Genomic DNA, 19,413 nt, shown 5'->3' with positions numbered 1-19,413 from the left:
GTGCGGCGAAGCCGCACACATCGAGAGGAGGTGCAGCGAAGCAAACCGTAGGCGATGCCCCCGGATGGACACCGTAGCGAGGGAACACTGAGCCTCAGCGAAGTGCCGTACGTCAGGGGGCAGCCTTTTTGGTTACTTTTTCGGCGTCTGGAAAAAGTGACCCGCCGTAAGGGCGGAACCCTAAGCAGCCGTTACCGCAGCAACGGATATGCCCCCCAACCCCCCAACCCCCCAAACAAAATCAAAAGATCGTCCGATCGCGGCCCCGAGCCTTCGGCAGCTCCTACACTGATTCCTACGGCTTGCCCTTCAAGCCTCAGACAACCACCACTGAAGGAGTCTGTCCCATGCCTGTAACTTCTGAAAGCAACTGTGACTGTACTAAATGCAACTGCAAGCTCGGCGAGCACCCGATCGCGCGCCACGGCAAGCACTACTGCTGCGAAGGCTGTGCCAACCATCACAAAAACGGTGAGGAGTGCTCAAGCAAGGCCTGTAAATGCGCCCACGGCTGACGACCGCCCACAAAAAAGTGGAGCCTAATCAGGCTCCACTTCCAGTTTCAGACTTTCATCCTCCAGCCGTTCCGTATGCCGGACTGTTCCTTGCAGTCGTCGCCCCTCAACCCTGACTACCACGGTTTTCGCTTGATCAAGATTTTCAGGAAACGGTGCCGGCACTCTCAGAGCAAAGCAATACGGATCATGTTCGACGGCCTCAAGCCCCACCTCACAATCGACACTTTTGGTGATACGTCCGAACAATGTGTCCAGGCCGTAATCCAGATGCGCCGGACTGCTGATGTGGCTCATTGTGCATTCCCCCGAATGATCCCGATCGCTGCGTAAAGCTTAGCTGGTCGGTCGCCAGACAACGTTTTCCACACCGAATTTTTCCGCCATCGGTTTGCTGGTCTTCTGTACTTTTTCGCGGCCGAAACGCGGGATTCGACCCACGCCCGCGTCGCAACTCGCCCAGTGCCACGCCTCGGCGTTGTCCATTTTGTCCGAGCGGATAATGAACGACTTGGGCGTGCCGTGAAGGGTGTATTCGATGACGTAGAGTTTTGCGTTGTTCATAAAGCCCGTATTCCTCCCTGTGGTAATAGAAGGATCGCAGCGCACCGGGAAAATTCACTCGGATTGTCCGACGGTATCTATCAAAGGCGACGCACTGACGCACTGGTTACCATGGCGTCTTCGCCAACCCCAATGAATGCTCGCCATGGCCCTCGCCGCGCCGCCCGATCTCAGTGACACCGATGTGCCCGTTCAGCCGCTGGCGCGCACGTATCCGCGTGGTTTGTATATCGAGCAGCACGCGGAAAATGCCGGTGCCGGCACTGGCCGCGTTCGGTCGCATCGCGATCATTGCCGCGCCGGTGGACGGCGATGTGCAGTTGCCAGCACTGGCGTTGTATCGCAAGGGCGGTTCGGTGGTCGGGATCAATTCGCTGCTGTACGGCGTTGAAGCGTGCGTGGCCATGCTGGAACAGTTCGGCCGGTTCTTCGATGAAGACTTGCTGCCGTTGCCGCAAGGTCTGGTCGAAGCACCGCTGGCCGAGGGACTTGCGCGATAGCGGGGTGTCAGTTGATGCATGGGTGACTGAAACACCGCTATCGCGAGCAGGCTCGCTCCTACAGTTGCTCCGCAAGGAATTCAGGATTGCGGGACGCCGTTTTCCCAGGCAGACCAGTTTTTGAGGATGTCCTGCACCAGCGGATTGCCGGTGCGATAGAGGTTTTCAAGGGCAGGGACAAAGCCGCCCTGATCGGCGTATTTCAGCAAATTATCCACTTCACTACCGCCCGGTTCAGGACGGTCGAAGTCGGAGCCGGCGCGCACTACGGCCAGGCGTTGCACATCGACCAGTCCTTCGCGGCTGGCGCGCAGCAGGGCTTCGTAAGTGGAGTTGTCTTCCTGTTGCGTCGTACAGTACTCGCCCTTGTTGTCGGTCAGCAATTTGGTCCAGACCTCGGCCCGTTCACTCAGGCGTGTGCCGGAAAACCAGGTGTTGCCCGCCAGTGTGTCGCAACGGGTGACGACTGGCGGTTGGTTGGCGGGCGCTGACGGGTACTTCAAACGCCAAGCGGCTGATTCCTTGCTCTCGCTCAGTTCGACCTTGTGGCTCAGGGCGAAGGCCTTGGCCTGCAATGTCGGATTGAGTTCGAAGACTTCGGTCTTGTAATCCAGCGGCGGTTTTTCGTTCGGGCCTTTGGTGTTGATGCCGATGTAGCCGGTCGGCCAGGTCGAGGGCGCATCACGGGAATCCAGCTCCCACTGCGTGCCGAACTCCACCAGATAGTGCGCCCACGCGGCGGTGCCGATGGTCCCGTGTTTGGGGCTGATCCCGGCGATGCCGGCGATCAGGAAGTAGCTTTTGCGCAGGTCGAATTTCGGCGACATGGCCAGTGCCAGCGTCGAGGCGGCCGCGTTGGTCTGGCCCATGCCGGTGGTCAGCAGGCACACCTGCTGCGTGTTGCAGCGGATGCTCGGGTACTCGGCGGACAGGCCCGGCACGCGGATTTCCTGTTTGAGCTCAAGGCGATCGATCCAGTGCTGCGCCTCGGGGGCGAACATGGTGATCAGCACGACTTTGGGCTGGATTGGCGCAGCGCTAGCCCATGCGGTGGAAGAGAGCAGGGCGGCAGCGGCCAGTGAAACTCGCATCATTGCTTGCATAAAAATCTCCTGATTTCAGAACTGATAACCGATGCCGGCGTAGTAACCCCAGCCGTTGGAACGCGCGCGGAAATTGCCGTCGCCGAAATTCAACTCACTGCCGTCCTCCCAGTTGCCGCCGTTGTGGAAATAACGCCCGACCAGGGTGAAGCGCAAATGGGTGAACGAGTACAGCAAGACGTTGGTCGCCACCGTCGCGTTGGCGGTGCGCGCCGGGTTGTCCTTGTGCATGTCGGAGCCGAAATCGAAGTTGGTGAAGCCGATGTAGGTCAGCGAGGCGCCGTTGCTGAATTTTTCGATGGGCACGATGTACTTGAGCTGCGCGCGGTAGCCGTCCCACGAATACTCGTTGCTGGCGCCGTAGTTTTCCCACTGGTAGCGCCCGTAGAAGTTGGCCGACAGGTTGACCCGCGAATGGGTGTCGATGTCGGTACCGAAGCCGCTGTAGAGGGTGTTGGCGCGGTTCTCTTTGCGGCTGCCGTGGTCGTAGATCCAGTCGAACGCGACGTACCACTCCTTGAACGGGCCGATGGCCAGGCTGCGGCCGGCGAGGTAGTCGATGGAAATGCGCGGTTCGTGCTCCATGAACACCGGCGAGCCGTGGTCCCACACGCCTTTGTCGTGGCTGTTACCGATGTTGAAGATCTTCGGCACGTCGATGTACCCGTACAGCTCGAACGGGCCTTTGCGCCCGAAGTACTCGTATTCCAGGTAGATGTCGTCCGCCGGCTGCGGGCCGAAGCTGATGTCTTTGCTGCCGATCAGGGTCAGGTCCTGGTTGTACCAGTCCGACAGGTACGCACCTTTTTGCGGCGGACTGGCTTCGGGGCTGAGGGTTTCGCCCTGGGCGGATTCTTCGGGGAGCGCCGGTTGCGCCATCGCGCTGTGGCTGAGAACTCCGGTAACGCCGGTCAGTAGCAGGGAAACAGCAAACGTGCGCACAAACGGGGCGCGAAAAACGGAAGCGACGTGCATTCAAAGTCCTTTTTTGCGGATCAAGGCCCGGATTCTGTGGGCCTACTGGATGTGTGGCGAAAATGCCGGGATTGACGGTTCGCAAACGTTTGCATAAGCCATACCAACTCCTCCCGGTTGCCACTGTTGGAGCTGCGTGCCGCAGCTCCAACAAGGGCGATGTTGTGCGTTCAAATCTCCGTGTCTATTGGCCGAAACCCTCGTCCTAGAGCGGCTAGTATTAAAGTATTAACACCATTTAATCCGTGCCCCATGTCTGGGCGTCTACTAGCGTTGTGAGCAATCAACGGTTTTCTGATGACCGTCGCGCTCTTGATTCGCGTGTGGAATAAGCAGGCTTCGCACGCCTTCAAGGAAGAATTGACCACGACAAGGAGTAGCCCGTGGAAGCAAGGTTTGGTGTCGCCCTCGTCTCGCGTTTTTCCCCTCTTTCCCTTGCTGTGCACCTGAGCGTCGCCGGACTGTTGTTGGGTGGCGTGAGCACCCCGGCGCTGGCCACGTGCTCCACGGCCGGCTCGACCGTGACCTGTACCGGCGTGCCGAGCCTGCCGCTGTTTCTCAACAACTTCAGCAGCGCCACCAACGGCCTGACGGTTAACGTCAACAGCGGGGCGCAAATGAACGCGACCCTCGGCGGCCACGTGATGGACCTGACCGGGGTGAACATCAGCCTGAACAACTCCGGCACCATCGATCCGGCGCTGCTTGGCCTGGTCTCCGTACTGAGCGGCGGTGCGTTTATCGGTACCGGCGCGACGAGTACAGTCAGCGTGCTCAACAACGCCAGCGGGATCATCCGCGGGACTGGCATGTTGCTCGGGCTGAATCTGACCAGCATCGACGGCTTGGGCATTGCGGTGAACAACGCAGCGGCCGGCACCACCAGCATCACCAACAACGGCACCATCACCTCGACCGGGCTGTCGGTGGGCGGAATCACCTTGGCCGATACCCCGGTGGTGGGGGTCTACGGCGGCTCGCAGGTCAACATGACCAACAGCAGCACCGGCGTCATCAACGGCCGGATCGCCTTCGAGACGTCGGCGGCGGGCAACACCTTTACCAACGCCGGCACGATTACCGGCGGCGTTTCGATGGGCGCGAGCAGTACCAACACCTTCACGGCGGTGACCGGCTCCAGCGTCAACGTGGGTGACGGCGTACAGGTCAGTGTGGGGCTGGGTGGGCTGATCGGCATCAACCTGACCTTCGCCCCGACCGGCACGGTCGACGGTGGCGCGGGCGGCACCAACAGCCTGATCCTGCAGAATCCGATTGGCGTCGGCGGCGGCACCACGGGTGTCGGCACTGCGTCCAGCGCCACTTATGTCAACTTCAACAACCTGACCATCAACAGCGGCACCTGGACCTTGCAGGGGCCGTTGGTCAGCGGTGCGACCACGCTTAACGGTGGTATCGCCCAATTCAACAACAACGCCACCTTCGGCAGCGGTGTGTTGACCTCTAACGGCGGGATTCTGCAGGCGAGCAACGCCGGGTTGAACATCAGTAATCTGATTTCCCTCGGTGCCGGGGGTGTGACGGTGCAAGGCACCAACGCCACCACATTGAGCGGGGTGATCTCCGGCAGCGGTGGCCTGACCAAAATCGGCTCCAGCCAACTTAACCTCAGCGCCGCCAACACCTATCTGGGTAACACCACGCTCAATGGCGGCACGGTGCAGGTCAGCAACAATCAGGCGTTCAGTACCGGCACCCTCAACGTGACCGGCGCGACGACGCTGAGTGCACCGGGCACCATCAGCCTGGCCAACGCCATCAGCCTCGGCGGCACATTGACGGCTGGCGGCACGGGAGCACTGACCCTCGGTGGCTTGATCAGCGGCGGTAGCGGCCTGACCAAAACCGGCACCGGCAGCCTGACCCTCAGCGGCGCCAACACCGGTTATACCGGCACTACCACGCTGAGCGCCGGCAGCTTGCTGGTGACCAATAATGATTCGCTGGGCAGCGGCGCTTTGACCACCGCTGCTGGCACCAGTCTCGACAGCACCGCCAACGTGACCCTGGCCAATAACATTGCGATGACCGGCGCCCTCAACGTGCTCGGCAGCAATGCGCTGAGCCTGGGCGGCGTGTTGTCCGGCACCGGCGGCATCACCAAATCCGGTACCGCCAGCCTGACCCTGACCGGTAACAACACCAACAGCGGCAATACCGCGCTGAATGCCGGCAGCCTGTTTGTCGGCAGCAACACCGCGCTCGGTACCGGTGCGCTGAACGCGGCGGCCGGCACTACGCTGGACGCGACCGCTGCCGTGACCCTGGCCAACGCCATCGCGCTGGCGGCGGATCTGACCATCGGCGGCACGCAGGCGCTGGGCCTGAGCGGCGTCATCAGTGGCGCCGGCAACCTGATCAAAAACGGCACAGCAAACCTGACCCTCAGCGGCAATAACACTTTCACCGGCGGCACCGCGCTCAACGCCGGGACGCTGATCGTTGGCTCCAATACCGCGCTGGGCACCGGCGCATTGACCACGGCGGCGGGCACTACCCTCGACGCCAGCACAGCAGTAGCGTTGACCAACGCTGTCAGCCTCGGCGGCAATCTGGACATAGGCGGCAGTGCCAACCTGACCCTTGGTGGTGTCGTCAGCGGCAGTGGCGGGCTGACCAAACGCGGGTTCACGAGCCTGATTCTCAACGGCGCCAACACCTTTACCGGCGGCACGACGCTGACGGCCGGTACGCTCACCGTCGGTAATGATGCGGCATTGGGCACTGGCGCCTTGTCGGTCACCGATACGGCAACGCTGGACAGCAACACCGCCGTTAATCTGAACAACAACGTCAACCTCAACAGCGCCCTGACCATCGGTGGCAGCAGCGGCCTGACCCTTGCCGGTGTGATCAACGGTGCCGGCCAATTGCTCAAGAATGGCGCGGCCAACCTGACCCTCAGCGGCGCCAACACCTTCACCGGCGGCACCACGTTGAACGCCGGTAGCCTGACCGTCGGCAACGGCGCGGCACTCGGCACGGGCGCACTGACCGTGGCCGGGGCAGGGACCCTCAACAGCAGTTCGGCGGTGACGCTGAACAACGCGATCACCCTCAACGCCAACCTCACCGCCGGCGGCGCCAACGCGCTGACCCTCGGTGGCGTGATCAGTGGCGGCAACGGTTTGATCAAGACCGGCGCGTCGAGCCTGACCCTCAACGGCGCCAATACCTACACCGGCACCACGGCGCTGAATGCCGGTTCGCTGATTGTCGGTTCCAACACTGCGCTGGGCACGGGCAGCGTCAACGCGTCGAACGGCACCACACTGGATGCCAACACCGCAGCGACACTGGCCAACAACGTCAACCTCGGCGGCACCCTGACCCTGGGCGGCACCAATGCGTTGACCCTTGGCGGCGTGGTCGCCGGTATCGGCGGACTGGTCAAGAATGGCGCCGCCGACCTGACCCTCAACGGCGCTAACACCTATTTCGGCAACACCGCACTGAACACTGGCAAGCTGATTGTCGGCAGCAACACCGCGCTGGGCTCGGGCACATTGAACGCGGCGGCAGGCACGACGCTGGACGCCAACACCGCCGTCAGCCTGAACAATGCAGTGGCCCTGGCCGGTGCCTTGAATGTCGGCGGCACGGCCGATCTGACCCTGACCGGTCTGGTCAGCGGCGCCGGCAGTCTGGTGAAAAACGGCGCGGCCAATCTGATCCTCAACGCGGCGAACAACTTCCTCGGCGGCACGACCCTGAACGCCGGCACCCTGACTGTCGGCAACAGTTCGGCGCTGGGCAGTGGTGCCTTGACCGTGGGCGGCGCCGCAACGCTGGACAGCAATTCGCCGCTGGTTTCGCTGAACAACGCAGTCGCCCTCAATGCCGCACTGACCGTCGGCGGCACGCAGAACCTGACCCTCGGCGGCGTCACCAGCGGCACTGGCGAGCTGATCAAGAACGGCGCGGCCAATCTGACTCTCAACGGCAACAACACCTTCAGCGGCGGCACCACCCTCAACGGCGGCACCCTGACCCTTGGCAATGCCAACGGCTTGGGCAGCGGCGCGTTGATCGTCGGTGGCGCGGCGACGCTGGATAACAGCGCTTCCTTCGGTATCGGCAACGCACTCACTTTGAACGCCGGTCTGACCGTCGCGGGCAACAATGACCTGAGCCTCAACGGCATCATCGACGGCGCCGGCAGCCTGACCAAAAACGGTCTGTCTGACCTGACGCTGGCGGGCAACAACACCTTCACCGGCGCACTGAACATCGTGTCCGGCAGCGTCACAACGTTGAACACCAATGCACTGGGCAGCACCTCAGGCGTGAATATCAGCGCTGGCGCCGGCCTGAATCTGGGCAGCGACGCCAGCCTTGGCGCGCTGACCGGCAGCGGCAATGTGCAGCTCACCGGCAGCAACACGCTGACCGTCGGCGGCGGCAACGTCACCAGCACCTTCGACGGCGGCCTCAGCGGCAGCGGCGGCCTGATCAAGGTCGGCACGGGCACGTTGAACCTCACCGGGATCAACGGCATTACCGGCAACACCGCCATCAATGGCGGCACCGTGGATCTCAGCGGTTCGCTGGCCAGCGCGCAGGTCAACGTCAACACCGGCGGCACTCTGAGCGGTACCGGCTCGGCGCTTGGCACGGTGAACATCAACAATGGCGGGCATCTGGCGCTTTCGTCGGGCAACACCTTGTCGGCAAGTGCGCTGACCCTCGCTGCCGGCAGCAACGTCGATGTGGCGCTGGGCACACCCTCGACCGCCTCGCTGATGAACATCGGTGGCAACCTCACCCTCGACGGCAATCTCAACGTCACCGACGCCGGCGGTTTTGGTGTCGGTGTGTATCGCCTGTTCAACTACACCGGTGCGCTGACCAATCTGGGTCTGGACGTTGCCGGCGTGCCGGTCGGTTACGCGCTCGGCGATCTGGTGGTGCAGACCGGGGTGGCCAATCAGATCAACATTCAAGTGTCGGCACCGAACTCCAACATCCGTTACTGGGACGGCAGCCAGGCCATTGCCAACGGCGTCGTCGATGGCGGCAGCGGCATCTGGAATGCAGTCGGCACCAACTGGACCGACGCCAACGGGCTGGTCAATCAGCCTTGGGCTGGCGACTTCGCGGTGTTCCAGGGCACGGCGGGTACAGTGACGGTTAACGGCACGCAGTTGGTCACTGGCATGCAGTTCCTCACCGATGGTTACAGCCTGGTCAACGGCACGGCGGGTCAGTTAACCGCCGTCAATGGCACTGGCGGGACCACGGCGGTGCGGGTCGATCCGGGCGTGACCGCCACCATTGGCGTGAACATCGATGGCAGCGGCATTCTCAACAAACTCGACACGGGCACCCTGGTGCTCAACGGCGCCAACACCTACAGCGGCGGCACGCAACTGGACGGTGGCAAGATTATCGTCGGCAGCAACACGGCGTTGGGCAGCGGCACGCTGACCGCTAATGCCGGTACGCAACTGGACAGCAACGCCGCAGTGACCCTCGGCAACGCCGCCACGCTCAACGGCAACCTGACCGTGGTCGGCAGCAATGCGCTGACCCTCAACGGCGTGATCGGCGGCACGGGCGGTCTGATCAAAAACGGCGCGGCCAACCTGACCCTCGGCGGCAACAATGCCTTCCTTGGGCCAGTGGCGCTGAACGCGGGCGGACTGATTCTGGCGTCGAACGCGGCGTTGGGTTCGGGCACCTTGAACGCGGCGGGTGGCACCACGCTGGATGCCGCCACCGCAGTTTCGGTAAACAGCGCGGTCAACCTGGCCGGCAATCTCGGCATCGGCGGCACGGCGAATCTGACCCTTGCCGGGACTATCAACGGCGCCGGCAGCCTGACCAAAAACGGCGCGGCCAGCCTGACCCTGAGCGGCAATAACAACTTCCTCGGCGGCATCAACCTGAACGCTGGCACCCTGACCGCCGGCAGCAATTCGGCGTTGGGCTTGGGCAACTTGACGGTGGCCGGCGCCTCGGCGCTGGACAGCAACAGTGCGCTGAGCCTGGGCAACAACGTTGTGCTCAACGCCAACCTGAGCAACACCGGCAGCAACAACCTGACCCTCGCGGGAGTCGTCAGCGGCGCTGGCGGGCTGATCAAGAATGGCGCGTCGAACCTGACCCTCAACGGCATCAACACCTTCAGCGGTGGCACCACGCTGAATGCCGGCACAGTGACCCTCGGCACTGGCGCTTCGCTGGGTGCCGGCGCACTGACCGTGGCGGGTGCATCGACCCTCGACACCTCCGGACCGCTGGTGCTCGCCAACAGCTTCAACGTCAATGCCAATTTGAGCCTGGCCGGCAACAACAACCTGACCCTTGGCGGTGTGATCGCCGGGGCGGGCACGCTGACTAAAAACGGTCTGGCCGATGTGACGCTGTCTGGCAACAACACCTTTAGCGGCACCTTCGATGTGTTGTCTGGCAGCCTGACTACCCTCAGTGGCACGGCGCTGGGCAATAACGCCACGGTCAATCTCGGCGGTGGCGCGGCGCTCAACCTCGGCGCTTCCGGCAGTCTCGCCAGCGTCACTGGCAACGGCACCGCGCTGATCGGCACCGGCAACACGCTGAGCCTCGGTGGCAACAACGTCAGCAGTACGTTTGCAGGCATTCTCAGCGGTGACGGCGGCTTGACCAAACTCGGCACCGGCACTCTGACCCTGAGCGGCATCAGCGACCTGACCGGCGACACCAACGTCAACGCCGGCACCTTGCAGGTCAACGGTTCGCTGGCCAGCGGCAACGTGCTGGTCAACAGCGGCGGCACCCTCGGCGGCGGCGGTACATTGACCGGTGCAGTGACGGTGGCCGATGGCGGGCATCTGGCGGGCGTTACCGGCAGCACCTTGTCGGTGGATTCGCTGGTGTTCAACGGCAACTCCAACTTCGACGTCGGCCTCGGTACGCCGGTGTCCGGTGGCGGTAATGCGCTGGTCAACGTCGGCGGCAACCTGACCCTCGACGGCGCTCTCAACGTCAGCGACATCGGCGGCTTCGGCAGCGGCGTCTATCGCCTGATCAACTACACCGGCGGACTGACCGACAACGGCATGCTCATCGGCACCGTGCCGGGCAGCGTCACCCCGGGCGATCTGACCCTGCAAACCGCGCTGGCCAATCAGATCAACCTGCTGGTTACCGCACCGGGCGTCACCGTGCAGTTCTGGGACGGCAATCAGCTGATCGCCAACGGTTCGGTCGATGGCGGCAGCGGCACCTGGGGAACTGGCATCACCGACTGGACCGACGTCAACGGCACCACCAATCAGGCCTGGACCAACAACTTCGCGGTGTTCCAGGGCGCGGCGGGCACTGTGACCGTCAACGATGCGCAAACCATCACTGGCATGCAGTTCGTCACCGATGGCTACAGCCTGCAAAACGGCACGGCGGGTTCGCTGAATCTGGTCAATGGTTCACTCGGCAACGCTTCGGTGCGGGTCGACCCGAACGCCACCGCGACCATCGGCGTGGCACTCAACGGCGCCGGCACCCTCGGCAAATACGACACCGGCACGTTGGTGCTCAACGCCGCCAACGGCTACACCGGCGGCACTGCGCTCAACGGCGGCAAGATCGTGGTCGGCAACAACGCAGCCCTCGGCACTGGCGTGTTGACGGCGGCCAACGGCACCGCGCTGGACAGCAACACCAGCGTCAGCCTCGCCAACGATGTGGTGCTCAACGGTGGCTTGAACGTCGCTGGCTCCAACGCCTTGACCCTCGGCGGTGTTGTCAGCGGCAGCGGCAGTCTGATCAAGACTGGCGCCTCGAGCCTGACCCTCAACGGCAGCAACACTTACAGCGGTGGCACTCAGCTCAACGCCGGCACGCTGATCTTCGGCAACAACAGCGCGATCAGCAGCGGCGCACTGAGTGTGCTCGGCAACGGCAGCCTCGACAGCACCTCGGCGCTGCAACTGGCCAACGCCATCAACCTCGGCGCGCAACTGACCCTGGCCGGCACCCAGAACACCACGCTGCTGGGCGCTGTGACCGGCACTGGCAGTCTGGTGAAAAACGGCGCAGGTGACCTCGTGCTCAGCGGCGCCAACACCTACAGCGGTGGTACTACGCTGAACGGCGGCATTACTCGCGGCGACACCAGCAGCCTGCAAGGTGCGATCGTCAACAACGCGGCGCTGACCTTCGAGCAGAATGCTGACGGCAGCTACACCGGCAACCTCACCGGCACCGGTACGCTGAACAAAACCGGCAGCGGCCAATTGCTCCTCACCGGCAACAACACCTTCACCGGCAACACCTCGGTGCAGGCCGGCGCATTGACCATCAACGGCGTGCTCAACAGCGCCAACGTCAACGTCGCCAGCGGTGCGAGTATCGGCGGTGGCGGGCAACTCGGCGGGGCGCTGCAACTGGCCGACGGCGCAACCCTGGCCGGTGGCGGCACGGCGACGCCTTTGTCAGTGGGCTCGCTGGCGTTGTCCTCGGGCACCGACCTGGACTTCAGCCTCGGTTCGGCCACCAGCTCTACAACAGTGGTCAACGTCGCCGGCAACCTGACCCTCGACGGCACGCTGAACATCAGCAACGCCGGCGGCTTCGGTACCGGGGTCTATCAACTGTTCAGTTACGGCGGCAGCTTGACCAACAACGGTCTGGTCTATGGCAGCCTGCCGGTCTCGGCGGCCAACTTGACCCTGCAAACCGCCATCGCCAATCAGGTAAACCTGCTGGTGCAAGGCACACCGGGGGAGGTGCAGTTCTGGAACGGCGGCACCACCAATCCTGATGGCAGCATCGGGGGCGGCAGCGGTGTGTGGGGGCCGGACACCAACTGGACCGATCCGACCGGCACCCAGGCGTTGGCGTCCAACGGTCAGTTCGCGGTGTTTGGCGGGCAGGGCGGTACGGTCACCGTCCAGGGCAATCAGAACTTCACCGGCCTGCAATTCCTCGCCAACGGTTACAGCCTTGTGTCTGGAGCTGGCGGCACGCTGACTCCGGTCAACGGTGCCGACGGCAGTCTCGCACCCGTGCGGGTCAATGCTGGCGGCAGCGCGGAAATCTCCACACCGCTGGTGGGCACGGGCGGTATCGAGAAACTGGATTCCGGCACCTTGGTACTGAGCGGCGCCAACACTTACAGCGGTGGCACCACCGTCAGTGGCGGTACGCTGGTCGGCAACACCACCAGCCTGCAAGGCAACATTCTCAACAACGCTTCGCTGTTGTTCGTGCAGAACTTCAACGGTCAATTCAACGGGTCGCTGCGCGGACTTGGTGCGATGCTCAAACGCGGGACCGGTACCTTGCTGTTGACTGGTGATAATCCGTTCAGCGGCACCGTTTCGGTCGATCAAGGCGTGCTGCAGGTGGGTAGTCGTGCCGCGCGCGCCTCGTTGGGCGGGCAAATCACCGTGGCCAGCGGCGCGGCCCTGAGCGGTAACGGCAGCGTCGGTTCAATCGTCAACAACGGTCTGGTGGCTTCAGGTGGCGAGGCGGGGACCCTGAGCGTCGCCGGTAACCTGACCAATGCTCCAACCGGTGTGTTGGCGCTGACCATCAGTTCGCCAACCGCTACACCGCTGGCAGTCGGCGGTACGGCGGCGCTTGGCGGCGGCTTGCAGGTGAATTCGCTCGCACCGTTCACCGGCAACACCGTGTATTCGCTGATCACGGCGGGCGGCGGTGTCACCGGCACCTTCAGCAGTGCCGATTTGCCGCAGTACGCTTTCCTCAACAGCTCGCTGGTCTACGGTGCCGATTCGGTGACCCTGGCGGTCAGCCGCAACGGCAACTCGTTCGCCGACGTGGCGGCCACGGGCAACCAGCGCAACACCGCGTCAGCGTTGTCGCGTAACGGTGCGGCGGGGGCTGCGTTGCAGAACGAAATCGTCAACCTCAGCGTGGCCGGTGCACGCAATGCCTTCGACAGTCTGTCCGGCGAAATCCACGCCAGTACCGCCAGCGCAATCCTTGAGGATTCGCGCTACGTGCGGGAGGCCGTCAACGATCGCATGCGCCAGCCGTCGTGCAGCGCGCCGGATGATCCACGCCGCGCCCTGGCTCCAAGCGACAACCAACTGAGCAGCAACGGTTGCCACGGCGAAATGGTCGGCTGGGCGCGCGCACTCGGCGCTTGGGGTGAATCGGATGGCGACAGCAACAGCGCCAGGCTTGATCGCAACCTCAGCGGCTTCATGCTCGGCACCGACAAGCAGCTCGATGACCAGTGGCGCGTGGGCATGGCCGCCGGTTACACCCGCAGCGACCTCGACGCGCATGATCGTCGTTCGGATGCCACGGTCGAGAGCTATCACCTGGCGGCGTACCTCAACTCGCAGTTTGACGCACTGGCCGTGCGCCTCGGCGCGGCTTATAGCTGGCACGACATCGAGACCAAACGCGACGTCAGCGTCGGCACCTACAACGACCGCTTGAAGGCCAACTACGACGCACACAGCGCCCAAGTGTTCGGCGAAGTCGGTTACACCATCGACGCCGCCGGTATTGCGCTGGAGCCGTTCGCCGGTCTGGCTTACGTCAACTACGACACCGACAAGGCCAAGGAAAAAGGCGGAGTAGGGCGCCTGAAGGCCGATGCCGATCAAGACATCACCTTCTCCACCCTGGGCCTGCGCGCCGGCAAAGTCATCACCCTGGCCAACGGCGGGCAATTCACCCCGCGCGCGGCCGTCGGCTGGCGGCATGCCTTCGGCGACACCAAGCCTGACGCGGATCTGACCTTCATCGACGGCGGCGCCTCGTTCAGCACTCAGGGCGTACCGATTGCCAAGGACAGTGCCATCGTCGAAGCGGGTGTGGACTTCCAGATCAGCCCGACCGGCAAACTCGGGATCGGCTATTCGGGACAACTGTCGAACGACAACAACGATCACGCGATGACCGTCAGCTTCAGCCTTGGCTTCTGATTTAGGGTCGAAGCACTTTTAGCCGCCCGAAAGGGCGGTTTTTTTTGGTTAAAGCAAAAGATCGCAGCCTGCGGCAGCTCCTACACGGAAATTCGCGTTTTCCTGTAGGTGCTGTCGCAGGCTGCGATCTTTTGATCTTTATTGTTGCGGATCGATATTGTCCAAGGCCCGATTGACTGCAAGTTCACCGAGCATGACGATCTGGGCGATGCCCAGCACGGTGTTTCGATTTTGGCCGTTCAGCACGGCGGCAAATTCGGCCAGCATCACGTTGGCAGAGGCCAATGATTCGCAGGCGTTGGCGAGTAGGGATTCGGTGTCGATGTTGGGCGCGACCATGAACATGGTGCTGGGGGGATCCGGAGTAACTTTGACCATTGTGAAATCACCTTTCAAATCGATGGACTGACCCCATCTGCCGCCAAGCAGATTGGGTGGCAGGTTGCACAGGGTTGGCGGACCGAGAAAGGTGAATCGGCATCCCCGAAGGAATCCATGTGCAACCCGCCATAAAGTGAGTCCGGCACCCATAAGCGCCTGAAACTTTCATGACAGAACCTGCAACACCTTTCCGGGCCGCCAAGCCCGACCGCTGTATTTCAGCGACCGAGAAACAATAGGCACAGCCCGCAAGGCACACAAGCCGGGCGATTCTGGCGTTGTTGTAGGCAAAGACGCAACCCGCCGTAGCCCAAACATGTAACCAGTGAAATCGGTGTAGGAACCGTCTAACAGTGGCAGATGATTTTTCATCAGGGCACTTTCTGCGCTTTTGCAGTGAAGTGTTCATTGACTGCTCGCGCAGGCGCCTTGACAGTCACCAGACAAATTGCAAGTTCCGCTCTCTGCTAGAATCCGCCCCATTCCCTGCCAGAGACCCTCCTGATGAGTGAGCCGATTCGTCTGACCCAATACAGCCACGGCGCCGGTTGTGGCTGCAAGATTTCTCCGCAGGTGCTGGAAGTGATTCTGGCCGGCAGCGGCGCGCAGAACCTTGATCCGAAGCTGTGGGTCGGCAATGCCTCGCGCGATGACGCGGCGGTGTATGAGATCGATGCCGAGCGCGGCGTTGTGTCGACCACTGATTTTTTCATGCCGATTGTCGATGACCCGTTCGACTTCGGCCGTATCGCCGCGACCAACGCGATCAGCGACATCTACGCCATGGGCGGCGATCCGTTGATGGCGATTGCGATCCTCGGCTGGCCGGTGAATGTGCTGGCGCCGGAAGTCGCGCGGGAAGTGATTCGCGGCGGGCGTGCGGTGTGCGACGCCGCAGGTATTCCGCTGGCCGGCGGCCACTCGATCGATGCACCGGAGCCGATCTTCGGCCTGGCCGTGACCGGTCTCGTCGAAAAACGCCACATGAAGCGCAACGACACTGCCACCGCTGGTTGCTTGCTGTACCTGACCAAACCGCTGGGCATCGGCATCCTCACCACTGCCGAGAAGAAGGGCAAGTTGCGCCACAGCGACGTTGGCGTGGCTCGCGACTGGATGTGCACGTTGAACAAACCCGGCAGCCGCTTCGGCAAACTGGCCGGCGTCACCGCGATGACCGACGTCACCGGTTTCGGACTGCTCGGGCATCTGGTGGAAATGGCCGATGGCAGCCAACTGACCGCACGCATCCACTATGACCTCGTGCCGCGTCTGGACAGCGTCGAGTATTACCTCGATCAGGGCTGTGTACCCGGCGGTACGTTGCGCAATTTCGACAGTTACGCAAGCAAGGTTGGGCGCGTGCAGGAGTTGCACAAACGCGTGCTGTGCGACCCGCAAACCAGCGGCGGCCTGCTCATCGCCGTCACGGCTGAAGGCAATGACGAGTTCCTCGCCGTCGCCGCCGAACTGGGACTGAACCTTGCGCCAATCGGTGAACTGGTTGAGCGACAGACGAACGCAGTCGAGGTGATTTGATGTTCCGCGACTGCACTGATTACCGTGACATCTTCCTCAACGACCGGCCGATGATGGATGCCCGTGCGCCGATTGAATTCGCCCACGGCGCGTTTCCCGGCGTGGTCAACTTGCCGCTGATGAATGACCGTGAGCGCGAACTGGTTGGCACTTGTTACAAGGAACACGGGCAGCAAGCCGCGATTGCCTTGGGTGAGCGGTTGGTGTCCAACGAGGTCAGGGAGCAGCGCATTCAAGGCTGGGTCGAGTTCGCCCGGGCCAATCCCGATGGCTATCTTTACTGCTTCCGCGGCGGCCTGCGTTCGCAGATCGTCCAGCAATGGATCAAGGAAGAGGGCGGTATCGATTACCCGCGTGTCGGCGGCGGTTACAAGGCTATGCGTACTTTTCTGCTGGAGACCGTCGATCAGGCGGTGGCCGAGTGTGAATTGGTACTACTGGGCGGCATGACCGGGACCGGCAAAACCGAAGTGCTGGTGCAGTTGAGCAACAGTCTGGATCTGGAAGGCCATGCCAATCACCGGGGGTCGAGTTTCGGCAAACGGGCCATCGGGCAACCGACCAACATCGATTTCGAAAATCGGTTGGCTGTCGATGTGCTGAAGAAGCGTGCGGGCGGGATCAGTCAATTTGTCCTGGAGGACGAAAGTCGAGTGGTCGGCAGTTGCGCCTTGCCATTGCCGCTGTACAAAGGCATGCAAGCGGCACCGCTGGTCTGGCTGGAAGACAGCATCGAAAACCGCGTCGAGCGCATCCTCCAGGATTATGTGATTGACCTGCACGCCGAGTTCGTCGCGGTGCATGGCGAGCAGGGCTTTGCGCTGTATGCCGAGCGGCTGATTTCCAGTCTGCACAACATTCAGCGACGCCTGGGTGGCGAGCGCCACCAGCGAATGTTTTTGCAGATGGAAGAGGCGCTGTCCGAGCAGGCGCGCAGCGGGTCAGTCGAACTGTTCCGGGACTGGATCGAAGTGTTGCTGCGCGAGTATTACGACCCGATGTATGTGTTTCAGCGGGAGAAGAAGGGCGGGCGAATCGAGTTTGCGGGTGAGCGCGGGGCGGTTATCGAGTATTTGCGCGAGCGGGTCAGTTTGAAAGATTGAGGCTGATTTTACCGGCCCCTTCGCGAGCAGGCTCGCTCCCACATTGGGTTTTCGGTGGACACGAATCAGGTGCCTTCGTCAGCCCCTGTGGGAGCGAGCCTGCTCGCGAAAGGGCAGGCACAGACACCGCACAACTCAGGTCGGGCAGGATTCCTTGCCATTATCCAACCCCTGCTTGTAGCTATGGCTCTGCAGACTGGCCTTGCCGTTGTGCCAGGTCAGGGTCAGCACATACAGCGAGTCAAAGTCGTTGCCCGCCCAGTCATCGGTGATGCTCTGCTTTTCGCCGACCGCGTTGCCCGCCACCTTGTTGATCAGCTCCGGCAGATAGCCGTGTGACCAGGCCGTGTAGATCGTCGAGTTGTGATACTTGTCATCAAGCAGCTCACGCGCCAGATCGCTGGTGTCGTTGGCCGAGAACTCGATGTTTACCGGCAGGCCGAGCTTGATCGCGGCCGGGCTGATGGTCATCAGTGGGCGAATGTAACTGTAGGAATTGTCCAGCTCGCCTTCCTCGACATTGCGCGTCGGATTGGCGGCGAACACGTAGTCAGCCTTGCCGAATTTCTCCGGTAGCAGTGTCGACAGGTCGATGGCACGGTTCAGGCCCTGGCAGTTGAGCTGGCCGAGACCGCCCTCGGGTTTTTCAGCGTGGCGCAGGAACACCAAAGTCTGCGTGCCGTCGACCGGCTGCGCACGGCTTTCGCTGGATTCCAGCGACAGAAACAGCGCGCTGACCGCCAACAGGGAGGGCAGGGCCACATAAGCGCGATGTTTGAAGCGTTTGGCGAAACTCATAAGGTTCGTCATGAAATTAAGAATTCTTCAGCGTGTTCGGTTAAGGCTGACAAACCTTTACACCGCGGGCTCCCAGCACCGGGTGTTTTCCATGTCGTTTGCGCTTCCCTTGCGAAAGGCATAACTCAGAGTCCTCTGAGGCCGTTTGGTTCGATCGGCAAAAGTGCGCAGCACTCTATCGGCAACCCTCAATGGCTTGTTCGCAGGTTAGCGACAGGATGTTGCGAAATTAAGTAAGCAGGTGGCCGTCCGGGAAAAGAACCCGAGCTAGAGCGGATGATCCTGGATTATGCTCAGGCCTTTCATTTGTGACTGGATGCTTCCCATGACCGATCTGTCCGCGTTCCCGATCACCCAAAAGTGGCCCGCGCAGTACCCAGACTGGATTCAGCTCTACTCTTTGCCGACCCCCAATGGCGTCAAAGTCTCGATCATGCTCGAAGAGATCGGCCTGCCGTACGAGCCGCACCGCGTCGGTTTCGACACTAATGACCAGTTGTCCCCGGCGTTCCTGTCGCTGAATCCGAACAACAAGATCCCGGCCATCCTCGACCCCCACGGCCCTGAAGACCAACCGTTGCCGCTGTTCGAATCCGGCGCGATCCTGATTTATCTGGCTGACAAGAGCGGCCAATTGCTCGCTCAGGAAGGCGCGCTGCGCTACGAAACCATTCAGTGGCTGATGTTCCAGATGGGTGGTATCGGCCCGATGTTCGGCCAGTTGGGTTTCTTCAACAAATTCGCCGGCAAAGACTACGAAGACAAGCGTCCGCGTGATCGCTACGTCGACGAAAGCAAACGTCTGCTCAAGGTGCTCGACACTCGCCTCGAAGGGCGCGACTGGATCATGGGCGAGCGCTACACCATCGCCGACATCGCCACGTTTCCGTGGGTGCGCAATTTGATTGGCTTCTACGAGGCCGGTGACTTGGTCGGCATCAGCAATTTCCCGAATGTCACCCGCGTGCTGGAACGCTTCCTGGCGCGACCGGCGGTGGTGCGTGGTTTGACTATTCCTCAATAAAGGT

The 19,413-nt window shown here is 62.1% G+C and carries 11 protein-coding genes and 2 pseudogenes; 7 read left to right on the top strand and 6 right to left on the bottom strand.

Annotated features, from left to right (window positions below; all coding sequences use genetic code 11):
• Positions 1 to 347 precede the first annotated feature (347 nt).
• Positions 348 to 515, top strand: a complete 168-nt coding sequence (locus ACIOVB_RS13605; RefSeq protein WP_187677605.1) for a metallothionein — start codon at positions 348 to 350, stop codon at positions 513 to 515.
• A 24-nt stretch (positions 516 to 539) separates the two neighbouring features.
• On the opposite strand, the gene ACIOVB_RS13600 is transcribed toward ACIOVB_RS13605, so the two are convergent.
• Entirely contained in the window at positions 540 to 812 is a 273-nt protein-coding gene (locus ACIOVB_RS13600) for a hypothetical protein (protein ID WP_401268419.1), read from the bottom strand.
• A 39-nt stretch (positions 813 to 851) separates the two neighbouring features.
• Positions 852 to 1,079: a DUF6555 family protein gene (locus ACIOVB_RS13595; protein ID WP_008081484.1), complete on the bottom strand. Its 228-nt coding sequence runs from the start codon at positions 1,077 to 1,079 to the stop codon at positions 852 to 854.
• Positions 1,080 to 1,224: 145 nt separating this feature from the next.
• Between ACIOVB_RS13595 and ACIOVB_RS13590 the strand changes: the two are divergent.
• A pseudogene (locus ACIOVB_RS13590) lies at positions 1,225 to 1,320 on the top strand (AraC family transcriptional regulator); the annotation flags it as partial.
• Positions 1,321 to 1,333: 13 nt separating this feature from the next.
• A pseudogene (locus ACIOVB_RS13585) lies at positions 1,334 to 1,579 on the top strand (zinc-binding alcohol dehydrogenase family protein); the annotation flags it as partial.
• An 80-nt stretch (positions 1,580 to 1,659) separates the two neighbouring features.
• Here the strand turns inward: ACIOVB_RS13585 and ACIOVB_RS13580 are convergent.
• Both ACIOVB_RS13580 and ACIOVB_RS13575 read right to left on the bottom strand, forming a co-directional pair.
• Positions 1,660 to 2,682: a purine-nucleoside phosphorylase gene (locus ACIOVB_RS13580; RefSeq protein WP_401268418.1), complete on the bottom strand. Its 1,023-nt coding sequence runs from the start codon at positions 2,680 to 2,682 to the stop codon at positions 1,660 to 1,662.
• Between the two features lie 15 nt (positions 2,683 to 2,697).
• Positions 2,698 to 3,657: a nucleoside-specific channel-forming protein Tsx gene (locus ACIOVB_RS13575; protein WP_401268415.1), complete on the bottom strand. Its 960-nt coding sequence runs from the start codon at positions 3,655 to 3,657 to the stop codon at positions 2,698 to 2,700.
• 383 nt (positions 3,658 to 4,040) lie between these two features.
• On the opposite strand from ACIOVB_RS13575, the gene ACIOVB_RS13570 reads away from it, so the two are divergent.
• A complete protein-coding gene (locus tag ACIOVB_RS13570) occupies positions 4,041 to 14,564 on the top strand; it encodes an autotransporter-associated beta strand repeat-containing protein (protein ID WP_401268413.1) in 10,524 nt (3,507 codons plus the stop codon).
• A 138-nt stretch (positions 14,565 to 14,702) separates the two neighbouring features.
• On the opposite strand, the gene ACIOVB_RS13565 is transcribed toward ACIOVB_RS13570, so the two are convergent.
• A complete protein-coding gene (locus ACIOVB_RS13565) occupies positions 14,703 to 14,942 on the bottom strand; it encodes a DUF6124 family protein (RefSeq protein ID WP_401268411.1) in 240 nt (79 codons plus the stop codon).
• Between the two features lie 507 nt (positions 14,943 to 15,449).
• Between ACIOVB_RS13565 and selD the strand changes: the two genes are divergently transcribed.
• Positions 15,450 to 16,484 carry a selenide, water dikinase SelD gene (gene selD, locus ACIOVB_RS13560; RefSeq protein WP_401268409.1) on the top strand — a complete coding sequence of 345 codons (1,035 nt, stop codon included), beginning with the start codon at positions 15,450 to 15,452 and terminating at the stop codon, positions 16,482 to 16,484.
• Entirely contained in the window at positions 16,484 to 17,587 is a 1,104-nt protein-coding gene (mnmH, locus tag ACIOVB_RS13555) for a tRNA 2-selenouridine(34) synthase MnmH (protein ID WP_401268407.1), read from the top strand. The genes selD and mnmH overlap by 1 nt, the downstream gene beginning before the upstream one ends.
• A 135-nt stretch (positions 17,588 to 17,722) precedes the next feature.
• Here mnmH and ACIOVB_RS13550 read toward each other — a convergent pair whose 3' ends face one another.
• Positions 17,723 to 18,397: a histidine phosphatase family protein gene (locus ACIOVB_RS13550; protein WP_187677614.1), complete on the bottom strand. Its 675-nt coding sequence runs from the start codon at positions 18,395 to 18,397 to the stop codon at positions 17,723 to 17,725.
• Positions 18,398 to 18,710: 313 nt separating this feature from the next.
• Between ACIOVB_RS13550 and ACIOVB_RS13545 the strand changes: the two genes are divergently transcribed.
• Complete coding sequence (locus ACIOVB_RS13545) at positions 18,711 to 19,409, top strand: glutathione binding-like protein (RefSeq protein ID WP_187677615.1); 699 nt, start codon at positions 18,711 to 18,713, stop codon at positions 19,407 to 19,409.
• The last annotated feature ends 4 nt before the right edge of the window (positions 19,410 to 19,413 follow it).

It is taken from the genome of Pseudomonas sp. NPDC087639 (genome assembly GCF_044743385.1).
Taxonomy (GTDB): Bacteria; Pseudomonadota; Gammaproteobacteria; order Pseudomonadales; family Pseudomonadaceae; genus Aquipseudomonas.
This window is presented reverse-complemented; position numbering and strand designations above follow the sequence as displayed.